Origin of the sequence: Flagellimonas algicida (assembly GCF_049629585.1) — a bacterium.
Lineage (GTDB): Bacteria > Bacteroidota > Bacteroidia > Flavobacteriales > Flavobacteriaceae > Flagellimonas.
This window is the reverse complement of record NZ_JBMYIX010000001.1, coordinates 939,516-964,131: the sequence shown is the minus strand read 5'-3', so window position 1 is coordinate 964,131 and position 24,616 is coordinate 939,516. Positions and strand designations below refer to the sequence as shown.

21 protein-coding genes are annotated in these 24,616 nt (G+C 44.2%); 7 read left to right on the top strand and 14 right to left on the bottom strand.

Annotated elements, in window-relative coordinates:
• Positions 1–8: 8 nt before the first annotated feature.
• Complete coding sequence (locus tag ACPD8L_RS04300) at positions 9–695, bottom strand: LOG family protein (protein ID WP_116218677.1); 687 nt, start codon at positions 693–695, stop codon at positions 9–11.
• 15 nt (positions 696–710) lie between these two features.
• Complete coding sequence (uvrA, locus tag ACPD8L_RS04295; protein ID WP_423942973.1) at positions 711–3,572, bottom strand: excinuclease ABC subunit UvrA; 2,862 nt, start codon at positions 3,570–3,572, stop codon at positions 711–713.
• Between the two features lie 180 nt (positions 3,573–3,752).
• On the opposite strand from uvrA, the gene ACPD8L_RS04290 reads away from it, so the two are divergent.
• The gene (locus ACPD8L_RS04290; RefSeq protein ID WP_116217775.1) at positions 3,753–4,277 is read left to right on the top strand and encodes a hypothetical protein; all 525 of its coding nucleotides are present in this window, start codon (positions 3,753–3,755) and stop codon (positions 4,275–4,277) included.
• A gap of 2 nt (positions 4,278–4,279) precedes the next feature.
• On the opposite strand, the gene ACPD8L_RS04285 is transcribed toward ACPD8L_RS04290, so the two are convergent.
• The 3 genes from ACPD8L_RS04285 to ACPD8L_RS04275 form a co-directional block, all read right to left on the bottom strand.
• Positions 4,280–5,056, bottom strand: coding sequence for a DNA alkylation repair protein (locus ACPD8L_RS04285; RefSeq protein WP_423942155.1), 777 nt, complete (start codon positions 5,054–5,056; stop codon positions 4,280–4,282).
• Positions 5,057–5,103: 47 nt separating this feature from the next.
• Entirely contained in the window at positions 5,104–5,880 is a 777-nt protein-coding gene (locus ACPD8L_RS04280) for a TIGR03915 family putative DNA repair protein (protein ID WP_421809498.1), read from the bottom strand.
• A gap of 170 nt (positions 5,881–6,050) precedes the next feature.
• Positions 6,051–7,313 carry a putative DNA modification/repair radical SAM protein gene (locus ACPD8L_RS04275; RefSeq protein WP_421809497.1) on the bottom strand — a complete coding sequence of 421 codons (1,263 nt, stop codon included), beginning with the start codon at positions 7,311–7,313 and terminating at the stop codon, positions 6,051–6,053.
• Between the two features lie 193 nt (positions 7,314–7,506).
• Between ACPD8L_RS04275 and ACPD8L_RS04270 the strand changes: the two genes are divergently transcribed.
• Positions 7,507–8,268 (top strand): XRE family transcriptional regulator, encoded by a 762-nt coding sequence (locus ACPD8L_RS04270; protein WP_116217772.1) that lies wholly within the window; start codon positions 7,507–7,509, stop codon positions 8,266–8,268.
• A gap of 3 nt (positions 8,269–8,271) precedes the next feature.
• Here ACPD8L_RS04270 and ACPD8L_RS04265 read toward each other — a convergent pair whose 3' ends face one another.
• The 3 genes from ACPD8L_RS04265 to ACPD8L_RS04255 are packed head-to-tail and all read right to left on the bottom strand — an operon-like array spanning position 8,272 to position 11,465.
• The gene (locus ACPD8L_RS04265; protein ID WP_421809496.1) at positions 8,272–9,189 is read right to left on the bottom strand and encodes an ATP-grasp domain-containing protein; all 918 of its coding nucleotides are present in this window, start codon (positions 9,187–9,189) and stop codon (positions 8,272–8,274) included.
• Positions 9,190–9,198: 9 nt separating this feature from the next.
• Positions 9,199–10,884: a gamma-glutamyltransferase gene (ggt, locus tag ACPD8L_RS04260; RefSeq protein WP_423942150.1), complete on the bottom strand. Its 1,686-nt coding sequence runs from the start codon at positions 10,882–10,884 to the stop codon at positions 9,199–9,201.
• The gene (locus tag ACPD8L_RS04255; RefSeq protein WP_423942972.1) at positions 10,872–11,465 is read right to left on the bottom strand and encodes an acyl carrier protein phosphodiesterase; all 594 of its coding nucleotides are present in this window, start codon (positions 11,463–11,465) and stop codon (positions 10,872–10,874) included. The genes ggt and ACPD8L_RS04255 overlap by 13 nt, the downstream gene beginning before the upstream one ends.
• Positions 11,466–11,555: 90 nt before the next feature.
• Here ACPD8L_RS04255 and glmM point away from each other — a divergent pair, with 90 nt between their 5' ends.
• Entirely contained in the window at positions 11,556–12,947 is a 1,392-nt protein-coding gene (gene glmM / locus ACPD8L_RS04250) for a phosphoglucosamine mutase (RefSeq protein WP_423942147.1), read from the top strand.
• Here glmM and ACPD8L_RS04245 read toward each other — a convergent pair.
• The 3 genes from ACPD8L_RS04245 to ACPD8L_RS04235 all read right to left on the bottom strand — a co-directional run bounded on the left by ACPD8L_RS04245 (position 12,944) and on the right by ACPD8L_RS04235 (position 15,602).
• Positions 12,944–13,483 (bottom strand): YybH family protein, encoded by a 540-nt coding sequence (locus ACPD8L_RS04245; RefSeq protein ID WP_181898190.1) that lies wholly within the window; start codon positions 13,481–13,483, stop codon positions 12,944–12,946. The two genes, glmM and ACPD8L_RS04245, sit on opposite strands and share 4 nt — an antisense overlap.
• A 116-nt stretch (positions 13,484–13,599) precedes the next feature.
• A complete protein-coding gene (locus ACPD8L_RS04240; protein WP_116217768.1) occupies positions 13,600–14,589 on the bottom strand; it encodes a sterol desaturase family protein in 990 nt (329 codons plus the stop codon).
• 116 nt (positions 14,590–14,705) lie between these two features.
• Positions 14,706–15,602 (bottom strand): lysophospholipid acyltransferase family protein, encoded by an 897-nt coding sequence (locus ACPD8L_RS04235; RefSeq protein ID WP_293300794.1) that lies wholly within the window; start codon positions 15,600–15,602, stop codon positions 14,706–14,708.
• A gap of 53 nt (positions 15,603–15,655) precedes the next feature.
• Between ACPD8L_RS04235 and ACPD8L_RS04230 the strand changes: the two genes are divergently transcribed.
• A complete protein-coding gene (locus ACPD8L_RS04230) occupies positions 15,656–16,306 on the top strand; it encodes a rhomboid family intramembrane serine protease (protein WP_116217766.1) in 651 nt (216 codons plus the stop codon).
• A gap of 59 nt (positions 16,307–16,365) precedes the next feature.
• On the opposite strand, the gene ACPD8L_RS04225 is transcribed toward ACPD8L_RS04230, so the two are convergent.
• Together ACPD8L_RS04225 and ACPD8L_RS04220 are read right to left on the bottom strand one after the other, a co-directional pair.
• The gene (locus ACPD8L_RS04225) at positions 16,366–17,481 is read right to left on the bottom strand and encodes a redoxin domain-containing protein (protein WP_423942143.1); all 1,116 of its coding nucleotides are present in this window, start codon (positions 17,479–17,481) and stop codon (positions 16,366–16,368) included.
• A gap of 100 nt (positions 17,482–17,581) precedes the next feature.
• Entirely contained in the window at positions 17,582–18,079 is a 498-nt protein-coding gene (locus ACPD8L_RS04220) for a hypothetical protein (protein ID WP_116217764.1), read from the bottom strand.
• A gap of 90 nt (positions 18,080–18,169) precedes the next feature.
• Here ACPD8L_RS04220 and ACPD8L_RS04215 point away from each other — a divergent pair, with 90 nt between their 5' ends.
• Positions 18,170–21,085 carry an FAD-binding and (Fe-S)-binding domain-containing protein gene (locus tag ACPD8L_RS04215; RefSeq protein ID WP_423942141.1) on the top strand — a complete coding sequence of 972 codons (2,916 nt, stop codon included), beginning with the start codon at positions 18,170–18,172 and terminating at the stop codon, positions 21,083–21,085.
• Here ACPD8L_RS04215 and ACPD8L_RS04210 read toward each other — a convergent pair.
• The gene (locus tag ACPD8L_RS04210) at positions 21,056–21,967 is read right to left on the bottom strand and encodes a UDP-2,3-diacylglucosamine diphosphatase (protein WP_116217763.1); all 912 of its coding nucleotides are present in this window, start codon (positions 21,965–21,967) and stop codon (positions 21,056–21,058) included. The genes ACPD8L_RS04215 and ACPD8L_RS04210 overlap by 30 nt on opposite strands.
• Before the next feature lie 192 nt (positions 21,968–22,159).
• Between ACPD8L_RS04210 and aroC the strand changes: the two genes are divergently transcribed.
• Both aroC and ACPD8L_RS04200 read left to right on the top strand, forming a co-directional pair.
• Positions 22,160–23,224, top strand: coding sequence for a chorismate synthase (aroC, locus tag ACPD8L_RS04205; RefSeq protein ID WP_423942138.1), 1,065 nt, complete (start codon positions 22,160–22,162; stop codon positions 23,222–23,224).
• Between the two features lie 56 nt (positions 23,225–23,280).
• Positions 23,281–24,606 carry a dicarboxylate/amino acid:cation symporter gene (locus tag ACPD8L_RS04200; RefSeq protein WP_116217761.1) on the top strand — a complete coding sequence of 442 codons (1,326 nt, stop codon included), beginning with the start codon at positions 23,281–23,283 and terminating at the stop codon, positions 24,604–24,606.
• Positions 24,607–24,616 lie beyond the last annotated feature (10 nt).

Sequence of the window (24,616 nt, the reverse complement as noted above, 5' to 3'; positions counted from 1 at the left end):
GGAATTTTTTAGAAGTTGGGGCTAAGATCATGCCCTTTGTAAAATGCATCGATGATTTCAACGACCTCTTCCTCGGTGTCCACCAGTTGGATGAGATCTAAATCGGTCGGGCTGATGTTGCCCGCTTCCAGCATAGTATTCTTGATCCAATCCAGTAATCCCTTCCAGAATTCCGTGCCTACCAAAATAATGGGGAACTTCTGTATTTTATGCGTTTGGATAAGGGTGATGGCCTCAAAGAGTTCATCCAAGGTGCCAAAGCCCCCGGGCATGACCACAAACCCTTGGGAGTATTTTACGAACATTACCTTTCGTACAAAGAAATAGTCAAAATCCAAGCTCTTGTCTTCGTCTATAAACGGATTGTCGTGTTGCTCAAAGGGTAGGTCAATGTTCAATCCCACGGAAGTTCCACCAGCCATATTGGCGCCTTTGTTTCCTGCCTCCATGATGCCGGGACCACCTCCAGTGATGATCCCGTAGCCGGATTCGGCCACTTTTTGGGAGATTTTGACGGCCAAGTCGTAATAGGGTTGGCCGGGGCGTACCCTTGCAGAGCCGAATATGGACACACAGGGACCAATCTGGCTCATTTTTTCAAATCCATTGACAAACTCGCCCATAATCTTGAATATGGCCCATGAGTCGTTTGTCTTTATCTCGTTCCATCCTTTGGTGTGTTGTTCTTTTCGCATCTGCATAATTATAATTTAAACTGCCCGTGCAATCTTCTGTTTTGTATTTTCCAGTTCTTTCTTTAAAAACTTGGCTGTATAGCTCTTCGTATCCTTGGCCACTTCTTCTGGAGTTCCGGTAGCTACGACCATTCCTCCGCCGCGGCCACCTTCATAGCCAATATCTATGATGTGGTCCATCATTTTGATCACATCCATGTTATGCTCAATGACCAGAATGGTGTTTCCTTTGTCCACCAATTGGTCAAGTACTTCCATGAGCACCCGGATGTCTTCAAAATGTAATCCAGTTGTAGGTTCGTCGAGGATATAAAATGTATTTCCGGTATCGCGCTTGGAAAGCTCTGTGGCCAACTTTACCCGTTGTGCCTCTCCACCGGAAAGGGTGGTGGACTGTTGTCCCAGAGATATATAACCCAATCCCACATCTTTTATTGTCTTTAGTTTGCGATAAATTTTGGGGATGTTTTCAAAGAAATCAACAGCTTCGTTGATGGTCATATCCAAAACGTCGGCAATGGACTTGCCCTTGTACCGAATTTCCAAGGTTTCCCGATTGAAACGCTTCCCGTTACAGGTTTCACATTCCACATAAACATCGGGCAAAAAGTTCATTTCAATCACCTTTAAGCCCCCACCTTGGCAGGTTTCACATCGTCCCCCGGCCACATTAAAACTGAACCGACCGGGTTTGTATCCCCGGATAGTGGCTTCGGTGGTCTTTGCAAAAAGGGCTCTAATCTCGCTAAAAACACCTGTGTAGGTGGCTGGATTGGAGCGTGGTGTGCGTCCAATGGGCGATTGGTTGATGTCAATGACCTTGTCGATATGTTGGAGCCCGGTAATTTTTTTATAGGGCATGGGTTTTTTTACCCCGTTGAAGTAGTGCGCATTCATGATAGGGTAGAGGGTCTCGTTGATCAAGGTGGACTTTCCACTGCCCGATACCCCCGTAACGCCTATCAGTTTTCCCAAAGGGAACTCGACGGTAACATTTTTTAGATTGTTCCCAGTGCACCCGGAAAGCACGATTTTTTTACCAGTTCCTTTCCTCCGTTCGGCAGGAACGGGAATCTCCAGCTCCCCAGTAATGTATTGTGCGGTAAGGGTATGGTGGTTCTTCAGTTCCGCAGGGGTGCCTTCGGAGATGATTTCTCCTCCATGCCGGCCCGCTTTAGGGCCAATATCGATCACATGGTCTGCATGTTCTATCATATCCCGGTCGTGTTCCACTACAATTACGGAGTTTCCAATATCCCGAAGGGATTCCAAGGAATGGATCAATCGTTCGTTGTCCCGTTGATGCAAACCAATACTGGGTTCGTCCAGAATATAGAGGACACCCACCAGTTGAGAGCCAATCTGCGTAGCCAATCGGATGCGCTGTGCCTCACCACCCGAAAGCGATTTGGAACTTCGGTTCAAGGAGAGGTAGTCCAAGCCCACATCCAATAAAAATTGTACCCTGGTCTTGATTTCCTTGATGATTTCCTCGGCGATTATCTTTTGGTTGCCCTCGAGGGAGCTTTCAAGTTTTTCGAAAAAAGTGGCCAGTTCGGCAATATCCATTTGGGCCAGTTGGGCAATATTTTTCTCCCCGATTTTAAAATAAAGCGATTCTTTCCGGAGCCGCGCACCTTCGCAGGAAGGGCATTGGACCTTGTCCATATAGTCTTTGGCCCATCGCTTGATGGACGTTGAATTGGCCTCTTCGAACTGGGTCTTTATAAAGTTGGAAATGCCTTCGTAATCAATTTTGTATTGTCGTTTTACCCCCAAGGTCTTGGAATCCACCTCAAAGCTGTCCTTTCCTCCATTTAAAATGATTTCCATGGCTTCCGCCGGGATTTTTTCAATGGGATCGGTCAGTTCAAAACCATAGCGTTGGGCAATGGTCTCCAATTGTTTGAAGGCCCAAGATTTCTTGTATTCGCCCAGTGGGGCCAGTCCACCTGCCTTGATGGACAGTTTTGGATTGGGGATGATCTTTTGTTCGTTGATCTCATGAACGTGCCCCAAACCGCTGCACTCTGGGCACATGCCCTTTGGGGAATTGAAGGAAAAGGTATTGGGTTCCGGAGTGGGGTAGGAGATGCCCGTGGAGGGACACATAAGGTCCCGACTGAAATAGCGGGGAACGGTTTCCCCTTCTTCCAAGACCATGAGTACATTGTCGCCACTGTACATGGCCGTGTTGATGGTCTCGCCCAAACGTTTATGGAAATCCTCACTTTCCGAAACTTTCAATCGGTCAATGACAATCTCTATATCGTGAGTTTTGTAACGGTCTACCTTCATTCCCTTGGTGATGTCCAACACTTCACCATCTACACGCACTTTTACAAATCCTTGTTTGCCAATCTGCTCGAACAATTCCCTATAATGACCCTTTCTGGATTTGACCACTGGGGCCAATACGTTTATTTTTTTATCGAGATAGGCCTCAATAATCAAATCTTTGATTTGTTCATCGCTATAGCTGACCATCTTTTCACCAGTGTTGAAACTGTAGGCATCACCAGCTCGTGCAAACAACAATCTGAGAAAGTCGTATACCTCGGTAATGGTCCCAACGGTTGATCGGGGCGATTTTGAGGTGGTTTTCTGCTCAATGGCAATCACAGGTGACAGACCATCAATTTTATCCACATCGGGACGTTCCAATCCACCCAAGAACTGCCTGGCATAAGCCGAGAAGGTTTCTATGTAGCGTCGTTGGCCTTCGGCATAAATGGTATCAAAGGCCAAAGAGGATTTTCCACTGCCCGAAAGACCGGTGATCACTACGAGTTTTTCACGGGGAATGGTAACGTCAATATTTTTCAGGTTATGGACTCTGGCGCCTTTAACCTCAATATGTTCTTCGTAGTTAACCATAAAATCATAGCAAAGCTTCAAAAGTAGCGATTTGGGATGTAAAAATGAAGTGGCCCCAAGTTTCGTTTTTGTTAATTGATGATTTATTTTTGAGTTTGAAAAACAGTCATTTCGACCAAATGGGAGAAATCTAGATTTCTCAGATGCAAAGCTTCTACGAAATGACATTAACAATATAAAATGAAATTATTGGGTATTGGTTCCAGAATTGAACATCCAGAGTATGGTAAAGGGGTGGTGACCAACGTGTCATCCAAGCATTACTGGGTCACTTTTTTGGAAAATGGATTGGAAACCATTGATTTGGATTCCGAATTTGAGGTGATTGAAGCTGTAGAGGACGAAGTGGATACAGTCAGTTTTTTTGATGTGGAGCGTTCCTTGGTGAAGATTTTGGAAAAGTGGAGCGATACCCATGAGAAAGTGGCCATAGCTGATAAATGGAAGGGCGGAAAGTTGATTTTGCAACCTGATGATGCCACCCAGAACAAGGAAATGCCTATTGAGACCTTTTTCCATAAGATCGTGATGGTCCGTGACCGCATCCGGGTGATGGAACAAAAAATCAACAGTAGTAAAAATCTGGATGATCAGGAAAAGGTGGACCTACAGCAATACATCACCCGTGTTTATGGTAGCTTGACCAGTTTTAATGTGCTGTTCAAAAATAAGAGCGATCATTTTGTTGGGGAGCGAAGCAAATAAGATTAAAGTTTCTTTAGGACTCCAGAGGCCCAAATATCATTGGATTTTATTAAGTTCCGAAGGGCATGTTTAATGATCCATTTACGCTCTTTGGTGGCTTGGGGCATCCATGATTGAACCATTTTTTTGGCTTTGTTAGGGTTGTCTTTTAGGATGTCGTTGATGGTATTTGCTACCGAGGTTTGGACATATTTACTGGGGTCGTCCTTAAGATTCTCCAGAATTGGAAAGATGGGGGATGGGTCGTGTACAAACATGTTCAGCTTTTTTGCCCATGGCAATCGTGGTCTTACCCCTTCACTGGATAAACGACGTACATGTTTGTTAGGGCTCTTAGACCATTGAATAAGCACTTTTAATGTCTGTTCAGGGTATTTTTCAAGAAAGGGTCTGATGGTATACTCCCCGGTATTGCGTTTGGTGATTTCCCCAATGGCCTCCATGGATTGTTCAAAATGATCAAGGCCATACTTTTCAACATATTTGGCAATCGGCATAATCCAATAAAACTCTTTAAACATGCCTGTCTCTTTTTCATTCTCAGGACCCAAAATGGCTAACAAATAATTTAAATTGGTAAGGTAATCACCATTTAAATGGGAGTGTAAAGTATCGGCTATACACTCAATTCTATCTTTCAGCTCCAGTTTGTCAACTCTTTCCGAAACTGTACTTGTAAACGATTCGTGATTTATGGGAATACCTTCTTCAGATAGCTTATTGGCCAAGAGTTGGGTCAATTCCACATCAAACCAAAGTTTCAATTGTTTGTAAGCCATACGCTTTTCTGTTTTCTTGAAAGATACTTGTTAACCGAGAAAATCAGTTAAACGGCCTGCTTTTTCTCACTCAAATATTTCCAATACCGTTTGGGTACGTGTTGTGTGTGCAATTTTGGGTTGATGCGGGATTTGATACCGGTACTTTTAAAATAATCGTTCCATAGGGTTTGGTAATCGTATTCCTCGCTCAAAAAAGCATCACTTTTATGGATTTTATTGAAATGGATTTCCTTTAGATTGAGGGAAACCATTTCCACATGGTCTAGGTTATAGTAAATGCCATAATTGCGTTTCACATCATAGATCAGCCATTGCTGGTCCGCATAACGGTTACGAAAGTGCTTGGAAATCAATGGCAATACATCAAAATCGGGTTCAATGTTGGCAAAATAGATGTCGTCCTTGGTCAGTTGGAAGCGGACAAAGGCCTCCATACGGTGTTTTTCCCGACCTACTTTTTTGGCAAGCTGGTCAATATGGAGGACAATCCCATCGGAATAATCCATTTGCTTTCCATTATGGGATGCCATCAATTTTTGAATATAGGTATAGAGTGTTAATTCTACCCCTTCGGTTTCACTCAAAAAGGCAAAATACACATTGGCAATGGCATTATGGCTCTTGTTTCTGATTCCGTTCCAGACCCGCTTTGCCTTTTCTACATGGGTAAAGATGGTTTCGGTCTCTGAAAACAGTCCATTCTGACCTTGACCGTTTTTTTGGATATCGGCCACATTGATTTTTTCATCGAAAGCTACAAAGACGGCAGTGAGGAAGCCATTGAAACTACCATCATAAATTAGGGTTTTTGAAGGTTTCATAGTATTCACGTTTAATTCATTTTTGTTTTTTGATTCCAAATTTTAGTTCTCGACTGCGCTCGAACTGACAATTTGTACTTAGTGCGCCATTTCGAAGGAGTTTACGACAGAGAAATCTAGATTTCTTATATGCATTCGAACTGACATACTCCTGTTGTAATTGCACATTGTTAATTGAACAATGACAATTGTGTGCTGTACTGATTCCGAAACTTCCCTGAGGAAGTCTGTAGGATCATACCCTTGATTTTCTCCGCATCCAAATCCCTACGTTCCCAGTGGCGGGAATCACATACCATAAAGTATTGGGCACGGTTGAGGGCCACCCCGATTTTCTTGAGATGGTCCCAGTTCAGTTTTCTAAAACGGCGCGCCTTAAGGATTTTATCCACGGAACGCATCCCAATTCCTGGAATTCGTGCCAATAGAGCCTTGTCCGCGCTGTTCACATCCACAGGGAAATGGTACAGATTCCGCAATGCCCATGAAAGCTTGGGGTCCACATCCATATCCAGATTGGGATAATCCTTGTTCAGGATTTCGTTGATGGCAAAGCCATAAAACCGAAGGAGCCAATCTGTTTGGTATAGTCGGTTCTCCCGTAACATGGGAACTTGGGAGCCTATGGCGGGCAAGCGCATGTCGTCTGCTACAGGGACATACCCTGAATAATAGACCCTGCGCATTTGGTAATTTTTATAGTAATGGACGGCAGAATACATGATATCCTTGTCGGTTTCACCGGAAGCGCCCACAATCATTTGGGTACTCTGGCCGGCAGGAGCATATTTTGGGGTGCTCTTGATGATTTTTCGTTCAGCCTTGTAGCGGACAATCTCATTTTTTACCTTGAGCATGGGTTTGGTGAAATCCTCATGTTTCTTGTCGGGAGCCAATAACTTTAATCCCGAAATGGTAGGCACTTCGATGTTGACTGAAAGTCGGTCCGCATACAGACCCGCTTCGTACATGAGTTCATCACTGGCCCCTGGGATGGATTTTAAATGGATGTATCCGTTGAAATTTTCCTCTTCCCGTAGTTTTTTGGCCACGGCCACCAAACGTTCCATGGTATAATCGGCATTTTTAAAAATACCGGAACTCAAGAACAGCCCCTCGATATAGTTCCTTCGATAAAAATTGATGGTAAGGTCCACCACTTCCTGAATTTTGAAAGCGGCACGTTGCACATCGTTGCTTTTCCGTGTTACGCAATAGGCGCAATCAAAAATGCAGTGGTTGGTCAATAAGATCTTCAATAAGGAAATACATCTGCCGTCTTCCGTATAACTATGGCATATTCCCATTTTGGAGGCATTGCCCAGCCCTTGACTTTTGTTGGTCCGGTCACTACCACTACTGGCGCAGGACACATCATATTTGGCGGCATCAGCCAGAATGTTCAACTTTTCCCGTATCCGTTCAAAATTCATAACTTGGAAATATTCCAACCAAAGATATGGAAATATTCCAATTATTGGATATAATCCATTAAATATTTTGGAAATAATCCAAATTGTGTATATTTGAAATTATAAGGTCACCTCGAGCGCAGTCGAGAAGTCTTTGTTCTTTAGGTTGAATAATGAACAATTAAGGCCTCAATCTCATATAAGTACGGATGACATGGAAAATGAACTAACCTTAAAACGCTTTACCGATATTCGACGCGAATTGGGATTTACCCAAGCGGAGTTTGCCCAATTGTTGGGTGTGAAGAATACCACGGCCGATATTGAACGGGGTAGGACCAAGCTGTCGGGGAAAGTGGTGACAGAGCTGTTGAGGCAGTTCAAGATCAACCCGATGTGGTTGTTCGGAGAGAGTGACCAAAAGCATTTGGATACTTCCAAAACCAGTGTGATACCCAAAGTGGTCACTGTCGATAATTCTGATCAAGACAATATGGTATTGGTGAATGCCCGTGCCGCCGCAGGGTATCCCCAAAATATTGCAGATACCAGTTGGTATCAACAATTGCCAGCGTTTGACCTGCCCATTCCAGAGTTTAGAAATGCCACCTATCGTGGTTTTCAAGTCGAAGGCGACAGTATGTTGCCCAATCTAAAACCCAATGATTGGGTATTGGCCCGAGCTATTGAACATATAGACCATGTGAATCCCAATAAGATGTATGTGGTGGTACTTCAGGATTCCGTGATGGTGAAAAAGATTGAGAAACGCCCGAATTCCAACAACATCACCTTGGTTTCCTTGAACGAAGCATACCCGCCTTACGACATTAAACCCTTCCAAATTCAAGAAATTTGGGAAGTGAGCAGCAAGTTGACCTTTAATGTGGATGCCACAACGGAAACCGGTTTGCTGAAGCAGTTGCAGCAGTCCATGGAAGAGCTGAAACGCCAGATGGGGCAGGTGAACACCTAAAAATTACCCGAAATACCTCTCCTTGATGCTTTTAGCAAGAATGTTGGCCGCTTCAGGATACAATCGAAACCAAAGCTCCGGTTCAAAAATTTCAAGTTCGGCCAAGGCCCATTCCCCATCGTTGTCCTTAAAAATATCCACCCGGGCATATATCGGGAGTTCCAATGCGGCTTGAGCCGCTTTTTCGGCAAAAGCAATCTGTTCTTTGGAGGGAATGTAATCGTGTACGGTTCCACCGAAATCATCCTGTACCCTAAAATCCCCGGGTTTGGCAATTTTGAGCACCGCATGGGTAAACTTTCCGTTAAATACCATCATGGAGATTTCCCCTTCCTTTACAATATTTTCCTGAAATTCTTGGAGCATCATGGCCTCTTCGCCAATCAACTCCTGAAAGATGGCTTCGTGTTTTGGGATGTCCTCTTTCAGGATTTTGTAGGTATGTCTAGCTGCTCCAGAAACACAGGGTTTCAGGATAAAAATATCATCCATGAACCCTTGATTATCGAGTGCATCTTCAATAGTGTCGCGAAGTGTGGTTTGGCCCCCTTTTTCAATAAAAATGGTTTTGGGGATGTTCACCCCAGCATTGGATAAGTCCTTCAGGTAATGTTTGTCAATATTCCAATAAATGAGGGCTTTGGAATTGATGAATTTCGTTTGTTTGGAGGTAGATTCCAACCATTTGGAAAACTCTTGGTATCGGTCAAAATAATCCCAAGTGGTCCGGAACAATGCATATTTGGTGGATGACCAATCAAAATCCGGGTCGTCCCAAGACTTTCGTATGGTATTCAGCCCCAAACGTTGTAGCGCTTCCAAGACCAAACGGTCTTCAAGAAGGACATTTTCTATGTAGGCACTCTCTTTTTTTGGGTTGATATATCTTGGGTCGGTCAGTACAACGACATCAAAACTCATAGGCAAACTTTAAAATCCAACAGCAGTATCGTCCCCTCTTTTATCGGCTCCGCCTTCCAAACGGCCATCAGGAAGCACACGGATAGCGTCTACTTTTCCAATGATGGGGGTTCTTTCTTCATTGATGATGTATCCTTTTGATTTCAGTTCATCGGTAAGGTTTTCGGGAAACCCTTCAGGTTCAAAGATAATCATGTCGGGCAGCCACTGGTGATGGAACCGAGGGGCATTTACGGCCTCTTGCATGCTCAGATTGAACTCATACACGTTGAGAATGGTTTGGGCCACTGCGGTAATAATGGTAGAACCACCTGGCGTACCAACAACCATATAAAGCTTTCCGTTCTTTTCCACAAGGGTAGGGGTCATACTGCTCAACATCCGTTTCTCAGGAGCAATGCTGTTGGCTTCGGCACCAATCAATCCAAACATATTGGGAATTCCAGGTTTGGCGCTGAAATCGTCCATTTCATTGTTCAAAAAGAAACCCAATTCTGCCGCATAGAGTTTGGAGCCATAGCCGCCATTAAGGGTAGTAGTGGCCGAAATGGCATTACCCTCACTGTCCACAATGGAATAGTGGGTGGTTTCTGAGCTTTCAACAATTTCAACCTCCCCATGACTCACTTCCGAAGAAGGGGTAGCTTGGTCAAATGAAAAATTGGCCATACGTTCCTGTAAATAGGCATCACTGAGCAATATTTCCAAGGGAATATCCACAAAATCGGGATCACCCAAGAAATAATTCCGATCGGCATAGGCGCGCCGTGCCGCTTCGGTGAAGAGCTGGATGGTCTTCACGGAATTGTGTCCGAATTTGGAAACGTCATGGGGTTCCATCATCTTAAAGATTTGATTGATGGTCACTCCACCGCTACTGGGCGGACTCATGGAAATAATACGAAGATCCTTGTAGTTAAAGACAATCGGGTCACGCCACTTGGCTTCATATCGGGCCAAATCCTCTTCAGTCATAAATCCTCCCTTTTCCTGTACAAAGGCAGCCAGTTTTTGGGCCACTTCACCTTTGTAGAAGCCATCTTTTCCATTATCTCGAATCTTTTTAAGGGTATTGGCAAGTTCAGGATATTTTATGGTATCCCCTTCCTTGAAATTGGCGGCAAACTTGGTGCTATCCCCATTAACTTCTATAAACCGTTCTTTGTAGCCTTCCAATCTACTAGCTTGCTTTTTGGTGACCACCACACCCTTTTGGGCCAAAGCGATTACAGGTACCATGATTTCGGACAGGGGCAGGGAACCGAATTTTTTATGTACTTCCATGACCCCGGCCACGGTCCCGGGGATACCAACTGCAGTGGCTCCAACGATGCTCATATTCGGAATCACATTCCCAAGGGAATCCAAATACATATCCTTGTGGGCAGCAAGCGGGGCTTTTTCGCGATAGTCGATTCCACCGATATCGCCATTGTTTTTTCGATAGACCATAAAACCACCGCCACCCAAATTTCCCGCAAAGGGATAGGCAACGGCCAAAGCCAACTCTGTGGCCACCATGGCGTCAAAGGCATTCCCGCCTTTTTTCATGATGTCCGTTCCAATCTTTGAGGCTTCTTCACGGGCCGAGACCACCATGGCCTTTTCCGTGATCAGTCCCGTAGGGACCGCAGGTTGCTGCTTACAGTTCAAGAACAGGAAAAGGAGGGGGGCTAGGAGTATTATTCTTCGCATAGGGAAATGAATTTTTGCTTGGAAAAGGTAATCAATTCTTCAAAAAAAGCGGTGAACTCCGCTTCAAAGTCAGTATAATGTTCTTCAAGGTCCAAAATGGCAAAATTCATTTTCGACCGATTTTGCGTCCTTCGGTTCATTCCATTCAGGACCCGCCCAATACCGGCAATGTTGGCATAATTGAGCAGCCAATTGTCCGTGATCATATAGGGCATCATCCGTTTGGTGCCCAAAGGAAGCAGGTCGTAGTTGTCCTCCAATAGGTCATAAAAGTTTTCCACGTAATCTTCAAGGGGAACTTCTGAATAATCGCTCCAGTTTTTGGCCAAAAAGTGGTCGTAAAAAATATCCACAATGACACGGCTATAATGGCTGTAATTCTTGTGCAACCGCTTGCTGCTTTGTTTGGGAATGGGGTGGGAGTCCGTGTAGGTGTCGATTTCCCGGTGCAACAAGATGCCTTTTTGGATTCGCTCCGGGAAGTGTTTGTACTTATTGCCTCGGATATGGTCCGCAAAGAAATTCCCCAAGGTAATTTCCTTGTCATCAAAGGACAGATAGATGTGGGCGAGGAAGTTCATCGAGGCAAATTTCTTTTCCATCGAAATTTACAAATTCCAAACATGGAATACGGACAGGCCCTATATATTTGCAAAAACTTTTTTAACACTATGACACTGATCAAATCAATTTCTGGAATACGAGGAACTATAGGAGGACGAACCAATGAAAACCTGACCCCGGTAGATGCCGTAAAATTTGCGGCGGCCTATGGTACCTGGTTGAAGGCGTATTCCCAAAAAGAGAAATTGACCGTGGTGATTGGTAGGGATGCCCGACTGTCCGGTGAGATGATCCAAAATTTGGTAGTCTCCACTTTGGTGGGATTGGGCATTGATGTGATTGATTTGGGACTTTCCACAACCCCTACGGTGGAAATTGCTGTTCCTATTGAAAAAGCGGATGGGGGTATTATTTTGACCGCCAGTCATAATCCCAAACAGTGGAATGCTCTAAAGTTGTTGAACGAGCGAGGAGAATTTTTGGATGCGGAACAAGGTGCCAAAATATTGACCCTGGCCGACAAAGAGGATTTCAACTTTGTTGAAGTGGATGATTTGGGGACCATAACCAAAAACGATTCCTATATCGACATCCATATTGATGAAGTATTGGAGCTTTCCTTGGTGGATGCCGATGTGATCCGCGAGAAAAAATTTAAGGTAGTGGTCGATGGTGTGAATTCCACAGGAGGTATTGCCATCCCAAAATTGTTGGAAGAACTGGGGGTTGAAGTGGTGAAATTGTATTGTGATCCTACGGGGCATTTCCCACATAATCCAGAGCCTTTAAAGGAACATTTGGGGGACATCTGTAAAAAAGTAGTGGAAGAAAAAGCCGATTTTGGTATTGTGGTGGACCCTGACGTGGACCGTCTGGCGTTTATCAGCAATGATGGGGAAATGTTTGGGGAGGAATATACCTTGGTGGCCTGTGCAGACTATGTTTTGGGAAAGACCAAGGGAAATACAGTGTCCAATCTATCCTCGTCAAGAGCTTTGCGGGATGTTACCGAAAAGCATGGCGGCACCTATGAGGCAGCAGCGGTAGGAGAGGTAAATGTGGTGACCAAAATGAAGGCCAATAACGCCATTATTGGCGGTGAAGGCAATGGTGGAATCATCTATCCTGAAAGTCATTACGGTCGGGATGCCTTGGTGGGCACCGCGCTCTTTTTAATGTTGATGTCCGAAAGAGGAGGCACAGTGGCCGAACTAAGGGCCAGTTACCCTAGCTATTTCATGAGCAAAAAGAAGATAGAACTTACTCACGAGTTGGATGTGGATGCCCTTCTGGATGCCATGCACAACAAGTACAAAGACGAAGAAGTATCCACCATTGATGGGGTAAAGATTGATTTTCCTGAAAATTGGGTGCACTTGCGAAAATCCAATACAGAGCCCATTATCCGAATCTATACGGAGGCCAAATCCCAAGCGGAAGCTGATGGACTTGCCGATAGGATCATTGATGAAATCAAGGAAGTGGCAGGATTGAGCTAGGATTTTTCCAACTCGTACAGAATCTCCTGTGCATTAAAATCCTCTGGCGAAAGCTGGATGCGCTTGTCCGCATCCAGCCATATTTTCCATGTGCCGTTTTCCTTGCGCAATCCCACATTGAATTCGCCGTATCCCCTTACCGCAAGATCTTCATCATCCTCTCTTTTGGAACTGAAACGATAATATCCGGTTTGGTAGGCCATATCGCCGGTGTCGTTGAGGGCCGTGGAGCGGATTGCAAAGGCAATTCTTACTTGGTGACCTCTGGATTTTACGGATTCCACAAAACTCCCAAAGCTTTCCAGATACTTTTCCCCGGTCTCAACTTGGTTGAAATCTTGGGTCACCCTAAAAATATCTTGGGTGTGGATCGACTTTAATTTTTGGGAATCGGATTGGTCATAGGCTTCCATAAAAGGAATCCAGACGTCAGTTTTAATGGTTTCCAAGGTTTCCTGTGGAATGTCTTTGGGAGGTCGTTGTCCATAAGACAGCACAAAAGTGCAGAAGAGCACAATAGCAGTTAACTGTTTCATTTTTTGTTGATTGAATGAGGTTGAATATAAAAAAAGAGAACCAACTTGCGGTTCTCTTTTAAGAAAAGTATAAGATTTTGGATACTCTCCAATAAAGGAGCAGACCTCCAAATGATTTAGCGATGTACCGATTCCAAATAGGCGCCTCGAACCACTTTGGCGGTTTTGTGGTCGCCTGTGTGGCTCCATCCCGGGGGCATAATCAGATATCGAAACTTATTGAGGATGCCCGGAGCATTCCAAACATCCTTGGCCAAGGCCACTATTTCACCAAAATACACATCCAGAAAATTGCCGGAGTCCATTTCACGGGTGATGCCATACTCAATCTGGATATGGTGCTGTTCCTCTTGATAGGTCTTGAACACCTTGTCCCATATATTGAGCAGGTTGCAAAAATTGGTATCCATATAAAGTGGGTTCTTGGCGTGATGTACCCTATGGTGTGAAGGAGTTAGGATGATTTTGTTCAAAAAGCCCAATCGACCATTTTTCAATAGATTCTCTCCAACATGGATGAAAGCGCCATAGGTGCCATCAATGAACATGATCAGGAACAGCAATTCTGGCTGTACGCCCAATAGAATGCAGATGGTGGTCCGGATGGTGTCCGCATACGGGGCCTCCAAGAAAAAATGGGCATGGGTCACGGAGAGGTTCATATCTTCCGGAGCATGGTGCGTGGAGTGCAGACACCAGAACAATCGCACTTTATGGCCCAGATAGTGATAGACAAAATGGCCCAATTCCCAAACGATATACCCATAGATGAACCAGTACCAGGTCATTGTGGTCTGAAATGGTGCGTATTGCTGGAACAAGCCAATGCAAAAGGCAACCATGGCAATGGCAATAAATCGCCCTACAAACCTATTGAAGATGTAAATCAGAAAATTTACCTTGTAGACCTTGGCTTGGGGTTTTTTATAGATCAATCCCAAAATAAGTTCAAGAATAAGCAGAAGCGGGATAATGGGATAGATCAGGGAAACAATACCATCATAGGTCGTGAAGGACGAATAATCGCCTGAACTCAGAATTTCCCAAGCCTGTGAGATGCCCAAAAAGCCTATGATCTCGTTATAAAGTGTTTGCAATAATTCCATGAAGTTTGTTTAGTTGGTTTAGAAAGTAGAAAACTAGGAAAAAAATTCTATAAAATTTCGACCAACAACAAATTGCATCCCACCTACGTCAAGTGGTTCACTATTTTAAACCTTACCTACTGATTCTGAAACTCTAAGGGAACCTTATTTCTGTGTTTCCAGCGTTTATGGGTCCAGAAATAATACTCGGGAGCTTCGCGTATGGATTTTTCAGTCTCTTTCAAAAAAGCATCTGTTATCTTGTAGTTCTCTACTTCAGAAGGGTTTTCGGAAAGTATTTTGAAAGTGCCTTCGTAATATCCTCTTTTCTTCTTTTTAACCTTAAGGTATACTGGAACAATGTCATTGGCTTTGCAGATTTCCTCACCTCCAACATGGGCGGGAACCACAATTCCCATGAAATCCGTCCAATACTTTGCCCTGCTGACCATGGGGGATTGATCACTGATTATACCTACCATCAACAATTCATTGCTCTCTTTGGCGGCTTTTAGGATTTTTCTGGACTCCCTTGTTGATATTAAAGTAGTGTTGAATTTCCCCCTGATCTGACGGATCAGTCTATCAAAATATTTATTCTCTATTTTTTGATAGATGCCATAGCCTTTGGACCGTATTTGAAGGTTTAACGACAAAACCCATTCCCAACTGGCGTAATGGGGAAGCATAAGCATGGTGTTGGTCCCTTTTTCTTCAAGGCTATGAAGCAGTTCAAAATTGGTTACTGTAAACCGCTTTTGGATTTCTTCTTTACTAATGCCCAAGGTCTTTATCATTTCCAAGAACATATCGCACATGTGGCGATAGAATTTTTTTTCTATCCCAAGGCGTTCCTTCTCGGATTTTTCGGGAAATACCAAGGCCAAGTTATTGCGAACCACTTTCTTACGATATCCAATAACATGGTACAGTAGTATGTATACTCCATCTGAAAGCAAGTAAATCAGTTTAAAGGGGAGTCTGGAGACCAACCAGAGCAAGGGATAGGCAAGGATGAATATGGTCAATTGCATAGGCGATTCGTGTGTGCAAATATAGCTATATTTGAACCCAAACCTTAATAACCATGTTCAATTTACATATCGCTACCATTGCCATCATGGCTGCCAACGTGATGGTTTCCCTCAAGGGATTCAACGACACGGGCTTTTTTGACCGATATAAGTTCAATATCAGTGGAATTCGTGCCGGACAGCGCGACAGAATAGTGACCTCTGGCTTTTTACATGTTGACTTTTCCCATTTGTTCTTTAACATGTTCACCCTATACTTTTTTGCCAATGTGGTGATCGGGTGGTTTGGTCCAGGGAAATTCTTGATCATTTATTTTATCAGTTTGATAGCAGGGAGTTTGTTGGCCTTGTTTTTTCATAAGGACGAACCTTATTATAGTGCCGTGGGGGCCAGTGGCGCGGTCACTGGAATCCTGTATTCCGCAATTTTGCTGAACCCGGACATGCAGTTGGGCATTATGTTCATTCCCATTCCACTTCCAGCCTATGTTTTGGGAATCGGGTATCTCTTGTACTCCATATACGGTATGAAAAGTAGATTGGGGAACATAGGGCATACTGCACACTTTGGCGGGGCCATAGGAGGCTATTTGGTCACCTTGCTCTTTATGCCCGAACTTTTTGTGACCGACACCTTTATCGTGGTTTTATTGGCTGTGCCTATCGTGATTCTCTTCATTTTGGAGAAAATGGGAAAAATATGATCCAATAAAAACGGCCTTGTTCAACAAGGCCGTTTTTATATCTGTAAGGGATGTTTTCTTTAGTTGAGCACTTCAGCTACTTTTTGCTCTAGAGCAGGTCCGCGAAGATCCTTGGCTATGATTACCCCGTTTTCATCCAAAAGGAATGCAGCGGGAATGGCATTGATGTTGTACAGTTGTGCTATAGGGTCCTGAAATCGCTTTAGGTTTGAGATGTGGTTCCAGGCCAACCCATCGGACTCAATGGCTTGTTTCCAGTCTTCTGCACGGGTGTCCAAAGAAACCCCGATTACATTAAAACCTTTGTCCTTGTACTTATGGTATACAGAAACAATGTTCGGGTTTTCGGCACGACAGGGTCTGCACCATGCGGCCCAAAAATCAACCAAGGTGAGTTTTCCTTTGGTAGTGATATCACTCAAGGCCAATACATCCCCATCTGGAGTGGGAGCGGAGAAGTTGGGTGCTTTCACGCCAACCTCAGTAGATTTCATTTTGTCCAATTGTTCTTTAATCCGCTTTCCGGGTTCAGAAGCTTTTACTTCTGGGGAAAGTCCTTCGAACATGGCTTTTATTTCTTCTTGGGGCAATGCTTTGCCTGCCATCAGGTTTCCAATGATCAATGCAGATATCAAAGCATCCGGATTGTTTTTTGCAAACTCCACGTTGAAACTTTTGGCCTCTTCTTGGAATTCTATGAACTCTTCACGCAATGCAGTTACCGTTGCCGTATCTCTCTGTTGGGCTGCCATGCGCATATCATTTTGCATGGACATGGCCTTTTCTGACAATACCCTTGATTCTTCCAAGAAATTCATGAAAAGATCGTTTTGGCGCGTACCTTCTAATTTGGCATAGGTCATACTGTCTTTTGGAAACCTGATTTTGATATCCCCGTTCTCTAAAATCAAGGGAACGTTTCCTCTTCCCGATTCCAGAAAAATATAGGATAGTCTAGGTTCGGCTTGTGTTCCTGTAAAGCTGAAAGCCCCATTTTCGATTGTAGTGGTGTCCAAATCAATCAATTGGTTAAGGGAGTCGGTGGTTCTCAGAAAGACGGTGGTGCCATTTTCTGGTTCACCGGTAACGGTAACATTTAGGGTATATCCTTCAGGTTTCGATTGGCACGAGGCCAAAAATAAAACTGCTAGGAAGATTGCTAATGCGTTTCTCATGTTTTGTTGTTTAAGCTGCTAAGGTATTCATTCCTTATGGCATAAAAAAACCCTTGGCACTTGTAAAGCGCCAAGGGTGATACTATGTGGATTTCTCTTTTTAGAATTGGTATCGTATACCTAATGCAATGTCAAAGTCAAAGTTATCACTGAATCCATCATAACCCACTAGGCCCACCTCGGGTCTGAAATCTAGGGAAAGGAGTAGGGGAATGTCAAAATTGTATTCCACCCCAATGTCCCCGGCGGCAAATACAAAGACACCATCGTTGTCGTTGTCAAAGTTGGGTTCTGGGTCAAAGTCCACGCTTCCAAGTCCGCCCCCAACACCATAATACCAGTTAAAGTTGCCGTCCAGCTGGTGTACCCATTGGTATACTCCACTGAGTTTGAACGCGTCAAAATAACGGCTGTCCCTCCAACCTAAGTTGAATTCGGCCCTATTGTACTGGGCTATGGATTTCTGATATGAAATTTCCGCTCCAAAGCCATCGCTGTCCCCTAAACGGAGTCCAAGGGCGTGATTGGCAATGTCTTGCGCACTCACCGCGGTTGCAGCAAATAAAAAAAGCATAGCAAATAATGAGGTAATTTTCATGAGGTTCTCTTTTTAATTAAAATTAAAATAATTTTGCAATGTCTATATGACACGTTTGAAACTCTTTCAGTCACCAAAAATTGTTCCAGATTGGATAAATCTTTGTTAAAATCTCTGTCGGATAAATTGGATGGAGAATTGTTGATGGACGACCTTAGCAGGGCCCTGTATGCCACGGATGCTTCGGTGTACCGAAAATTGCCCACAGCTGTGGCTTACCCAAAAAGTATAGATGATATCAAGGCTTTGATTCATTTTGCCAACACCCATAATGTAGGTTTGATTCCTAGAACTGCAGGGACTTCACTGGCAGGACAATGTGTGGGCGAAGGCATCGTTGTGGATGTGTCACGGAATTTTACACAGATTCTCCATCTGGACAAGGAGAAAAAACAGGTGCGTGTACAACCCGGTGTGGTTCGGGATGAACTCAACCAATTTTTAAAACCATTTGGTTTGTTTTTTGGCCCCAACACGTCCACTTCCAACCGGTGTATGATCGGGGGAATGGTCGGGAACAACTCTTCCGGAACAACTTCCATTCAATATGGGGTGACCCGGGACAAAGTGATTGCCTTGGACTGTATTTTGTCCGATGGTAGTGAAGCTTCCTTTGCTGAAATCTCAAAAGAAACATTTGACAAGAAAAAGCAGGAAGATTCTTTGGAAGGGACCATTTATGCTCATCTGGAGAAGGAGCTTTCCAATGAACAGAACCGGAACAATATTGAGGCGGAATTTCCCAAAGCCAGTATTCACCGTAGAAATACGGGGTATGCGGTGGACGAATTGTTGAAAAACAACCTGTTCGGGGAATTCAAGGAAGACTTTAACTTATGTAAGCTATTATCCGGGAGTGAAGGTACTTTGGCTTTCACCACGGAGATTACTTTGCAAGTGGATGACCTGCCTCCACCAATGTCCGCCATGGTAGCGACGCACTATAGTACTTTGGAAGACTGTTTGAGTGATGTGGCTCCTGTAATGCAGCACAATCTGCACACCTGTGAGATGATGGATAAGGTTATTTTGGATTGCACCAAGAATAACAGGGCGCAGCTGGCCAATCGGTTTTTTGTGGATGGAGACCCTGCGGGTATTCTCATGTTGGAGGTAAGGGCCCATACCGAGGAAGAGCTTCAAAAACAACTGAAGGATTTATTGGCTACCATAGAAAAATCAGGGTTGAGCTATGCCAGTCCGGTTTTAATGGGGGATGACATCAACAAGGCCATTGAGCTCCGCAAAGCGGGTTTGGGGCTTTTAGGGAATATGGTGGGAGACCGTAAAGCGGTGGCATGTATTGAGGATACGGCCGTGGCCTTGGAAGATTTGAAAGATTTCATTGGCGAATTTTCCCAAATCATGAAGGGGTACAACCAAGACGCGGTGTATTATGCCCATGCCGGAGCCGGGGAGCTGCATTTAAGGCCCATTCTCAATCTGAAAAAGTCAGAGGATGTGGTGCTGTTCCGTTCCATCACCACCGATGTGGCCAAACTTACCAAAAAATATAAAGGAAGTTTCAGCGGGGAGCATGGAGATGGTATAGTCCGCGCCGAGTTTATCCCTATGATGATCGGGGAACAGAATTATGAATTGCTCAAACGGGTAAAATCATTGTTCGACCCCAATAGTATTTTCAACCCAGGCAAAATTGTGGACGCCTACCCCATGGATGAATCCTTGCGATATGAAGTGGACCGAAAAGAACCGGAAGTGAATACGTTGATGGACTTTTCGGATAGTGAAGGTATTTTAAAAGCTGCCGAAAAGTGTAATGGAAGTGGGGATTGTCGTAAGAGCCATCATATGTCCGGAGGGATGTGCCCCAGTTTCCACGCTACCAAAAATGAAAAAGATACCACAAGGGGGAGGGCCAATGCGTTGCGTGAGTTTTTGACGAATACGGAGAAAACCAATCGGTTTGATCAAAAAGAGCTCAAAGAAGTTTTTGACCTTTGCTTGAGCTGTAAGGCCTGTGCCAGCGAATGTCCCAGCAATGTGGACGTGGCCACATTAAAGGCTGAATTTTTGTATCAGTATCAAGAAAGCAACGGATATCCCTTGCGTAGCAAGTTGTTTGCCTACAACACCAAACTGAATGCCTTGGGAAGTCAACTTTCTGGACTGACCAATGCTATGTACGATTCCAAGCTTATCGGAGGATTTTTGAAGAAGACTTCCGGAGTGGCCCAAGAACGTAGTCTGCCCAAAGTGTATCGATTCAATTTTGAGAAACACCTGAAGCAATTCAACTTGAAAAACACGGACCTTTCCAAGAAGAAGGTGGTGTTGTATTTGGACGAGTTTACCAAGTATCTGGATGTTGAAGTTGGGAAGGACGCTATAGAATTGTTGTGCAAATTGGGGTATGATGTGGAACTTTTCTACGCGGAAAGCGGTAGAACGTATTTGTCCAAGGGTTTTTTGAAGCAAGCTAAAAAACTGGTAGCAAAAAACATGGAGGAACTAAGGGATATTTTAGACCAGGATACCCCTATTGTGGGGTTGGAGCCTTCGGCGATTCTCTCGTTCCGGGATGAGTACCAAAGACTTCACGAAGATAAACCCCTCTTGGAAAAGTTGGCATCCAAGTCATTTTTGATAGAGGAATTCTTGGCTTCGGAAATTGCTTCGGGGCACATTACCTCGGACAGCTTTACCCAAGAAGAACGAACAGTGAAAATCCACAGTCATTGCCATCAAAAGGCATTGAGTAATCAGAAGGTTACGTTTGATGTGCTTAATCTGCCCAAAAACTACAAGGTTTCCATCATTGCATCAGGGTGTTGTGGAATGGCTGGGTCGTTTGGCTACGAGAAAGAGCATTATGACACCAGTATGAAAGTAGGGAGTTTGAAGTTGTTCCCGGCAGTACGGAAAAGTGATGGAGATACATTGATTTCTGCCAATGGAACCAGTTGCAGGCATCAAATCAAGGACGGAACGGAACGGGATGCTCAGCATCCAGTATCAATCCTGAGAAAGGCGTTGGTCGTTTAAGGATTTTTCGCTTTCCAGTTTTTCACCTTCGTATTCTTCGGAAACGTTTTCAATCTCCACTTCCTTATCGGTTATGGAGGCAATGAGTTCGTTCATGTCCATTTCCTTGAGGTCTTCATCAGCAAAGAAAGGCGATAGTCGGTCATGGTTGTAATGGTAGACCTTCCAGCGTTTAAAGGAATATTCCAAGGCGGTAAGGTTTTCCACCCAATCCCCGGAATTTAGATAGACACAGCTTCCTTTTTTGTTTTCGTAGCGTTCCTTTTTGGGTTGATGGATGTGTCCGCAGATGACATAATCGTAGTCATTTTCAATGGCGAGGTCGGCTGCGGTACGCTCAAAGTCATTGATATACTTTACGGCTTGTTTTACGCTGTTTTTTATCTTTTTGGAAAGGGAATATTTTTCACGGCCCATTCTCACCAAGCCCCAATTGATAAAACTGTTAATGAGAATAAGTAAGTCGTATCCGTATCCGCCTAGCTTGGCCAACCATTTGGCATTTTGTATGGAGACATCAAAAACATCACCATGGAAAATCCAGGCTTTTTTGCCATCCAAGTTCAGTACCAATTTATTGGATATCTTGAAATTCCCCATTGAAGTGTCGCTGAACTTACGGAGCATTTCATCGTGATTTCCAGTGATATAGTAAACTTCAGTACCTTTTGAGGCCATTCCAATTATTTTTCTGAGCACCTTTAGATGGGCAGCTGGGAAATACCGTTTTTTAAACTGCCAGATATCAATGATATCCCCGTTTAAAATGAGTTTTTTGGGCTGTATGCTGTTGAGGTAAGCGATGAGTTCATGGGCATGACAACCATAGGTGCCCAAATGTACATCGGATATGACGGCGAGTTCTATCTTCCTTTTTTTCAATCGTATAGGTTTACTTACAAATTAATGATGTAGGAATAAACTTAAAATCAAATTCAAATCAATATTTCATGAGCATATCGTTAAATAATCATCAATCCCTAAGGCAATATGTTACAATAACATTAAGTGGTCAGGTTGTTTTTGAATATGATTTTTAACATTTACCTTTGGAGTTCTTAAATTTTATACCGGATGGCTGGAAATTCTTTTGGACAACTTTTTAGACTGACCACTTTTGGGGAATCGCATGGTGTTGCCTTGGGCGGGGTCATTGATGGTTGTCCTGCGGGAATTGAATTGGACCTTGAAAAAATCCAGGAAGAATTGGACCGGAGAAAACCAGGACAGTCGGCCATAGTTACCCAACGTAAAGAGTCAGATACCGTTGAGATTTTTTCGGGTGTTTTTGAAGGAAAGACCACGGGAACGCCCATTGGTTTTGCTATTCGGAACACCAATCAAAAATCCAAGGATTATTCCCATATCAAGGATTCATACCGCCCGTCCCATGCCGATTATGTCTACGACCAGAAATACGGCTTTCGCGACTATCGCGGGGGAGGTAGGAGTTCGGCTCGGGAAACAGCAAGCAGGGTAGTGGCGGGGGCCATTGCCAAGCAATTGTTGAAAGACATCAAAATAACGGCTTATGTTTCCCAAGTTGGGGAGCTCAAGTTGGAGAAGAGTTATGATCAGCTCGATTTTTCCGTAATAGAGTCCAATCCTGTCCGTTGCGCGGATATGGAAATGGCCAGCCAGATGGAGGAATACATCAAATCCATTAAAAAAGAAGGCGATACCATAGGCGGAGTGGTTACCTGTGTCATCCAAAATGTACCCATCGGTCTTGGAGAACCTGTTTTTGATAAACTCCATGCCAAATTGGGGGAAGCCATGTTGTCCATCAATGCTGTAAAAGGTTTTGAATATGGTAGTGGTTTCGATGGGGTTGCCATGAAAGGCAGTCAGCACAACGACGCTTATAATACGGACGGCACCACAAAAACCAACCGCAGCGGCGGTATCCAAGGCGGTATCAGCAATGGAATGGACATTTACTTCAATGTGGCTTTTAAACCCGTGGCCACGGTGTTGCAGGCATATGATACCATCAATAAAGAAGGGGAGAAAGTCACTACTCAGGGTAAAGGTAGGCACGACCCCTGTGTGGTGCCTAGGGCTGTTCCCATTGTGGAGGCCATGGCGGCCTTGGTGCTTGCAGACTATACGCTATTGGCGCGTTCCAACAAAATCTGACCTGCTTTAGGTCGTTTCCCATCAAAAATAGTATATTACTTTCCTAAAAAGTAAATATGCGTAAACTTGAACTGCACTGGCAAATCCTGATTGGAATGCTTTTGGGGATATTGTTTGGATTTGGGATGACCCAAGTGGATTGGGGAAAGGATTTTGTATCGGATTGGATCCAACCTTTGGGAACCATTTTTGTAAAGCTCTTGAAGCTGATTGCCATTCCACTCATCATTGCTTCCTTGGTCAAGGGGATTTCAGATCTTAAGGATATTTCCAAGTTCAAGAACATAGGTTTGCGCACTATCGGTATTTATATTGTCACCACTGTGGTCGCTATCACCATTGGGTTGGTATTGGTCAATGTGGTTCGACCTGGAAAAGGAATATCCCAGGAAACCGTTGTAAAACTTACTGAGACCTATGCCAATGACGCCGGGGTTACCTCCAAGTTGGAAGAAGCTTCCCGGCAAAAGGACAGCGGACCGTTGCAATTTTTGGTGGACATGGTTCCGGACAATGCCCTGTCGGCCATGAGTGACAATAGTCTGATGCTGCAGGTTATCTTTTTTACCATTTTCTTGGGGATTTCCATGTTGTTGATTGGCGAGAAAAAGGCAAAACCTCTAAAGGATTTCTTTGATTCGCTCAATGATGTGGTCCTGAAAATGGTGGATTTGATCATGCTTACCGCGCCCTACGCCGTTTTTTCACTTTTGGCTGCGGTAGTGGTCTCTTCAAGCGACCCAGATCTGTTATTGGCCTTGTTGAAATATGCTGGAGTAGTGGTATTGGGTCTGGCACTTATGATTACTTTTTATGCTATCGTGGTTTCGGTCTTTACCAAGAAGAACCCATTTTGGTTCCTGAAGGAAATGAGTCCCGCCCAGTTGTTGGCTTTCTCGACCAGTTCCAGTGCTGCAACGCTGCCGGTGACCATGGAAAGGGTTGAGGAGCATATAGGAGTAGACAAAGAGGTGTCGAGCTTTGTGTTGCCTGTTGGTGCCACCATCAACATGGATGGGACCAGTCTGTATCAAGGGGTGGCCGCAGTCTTTATCTCCCAAGCCCTTGGATTTGACCTCACTTTTGCCGATCAATTGACCATAGTACTTACGGCTTTATTGGCATCCATTGGTTCTGCTGCCGTACCCGGTGCGGGAATGGTAATGTTGGTGATTGTGTTGGAATCCATTGGTTTTCCCGCAGATAAATTGGCTATAGGCCTCGCTTTGATATTCGCTGTGGATAGGCCTTTGGATATGTGTCGTACCGTAGTCAACGTGACTGGGGACGCTACGGTTTCCATGGTGGTGGCCAAATCTGTTGGTAAATTAGGGAAGCCGCATGTAGAAGAGTGGGACGACCATTACGATGAAGTGAAATAACCAAAAAACA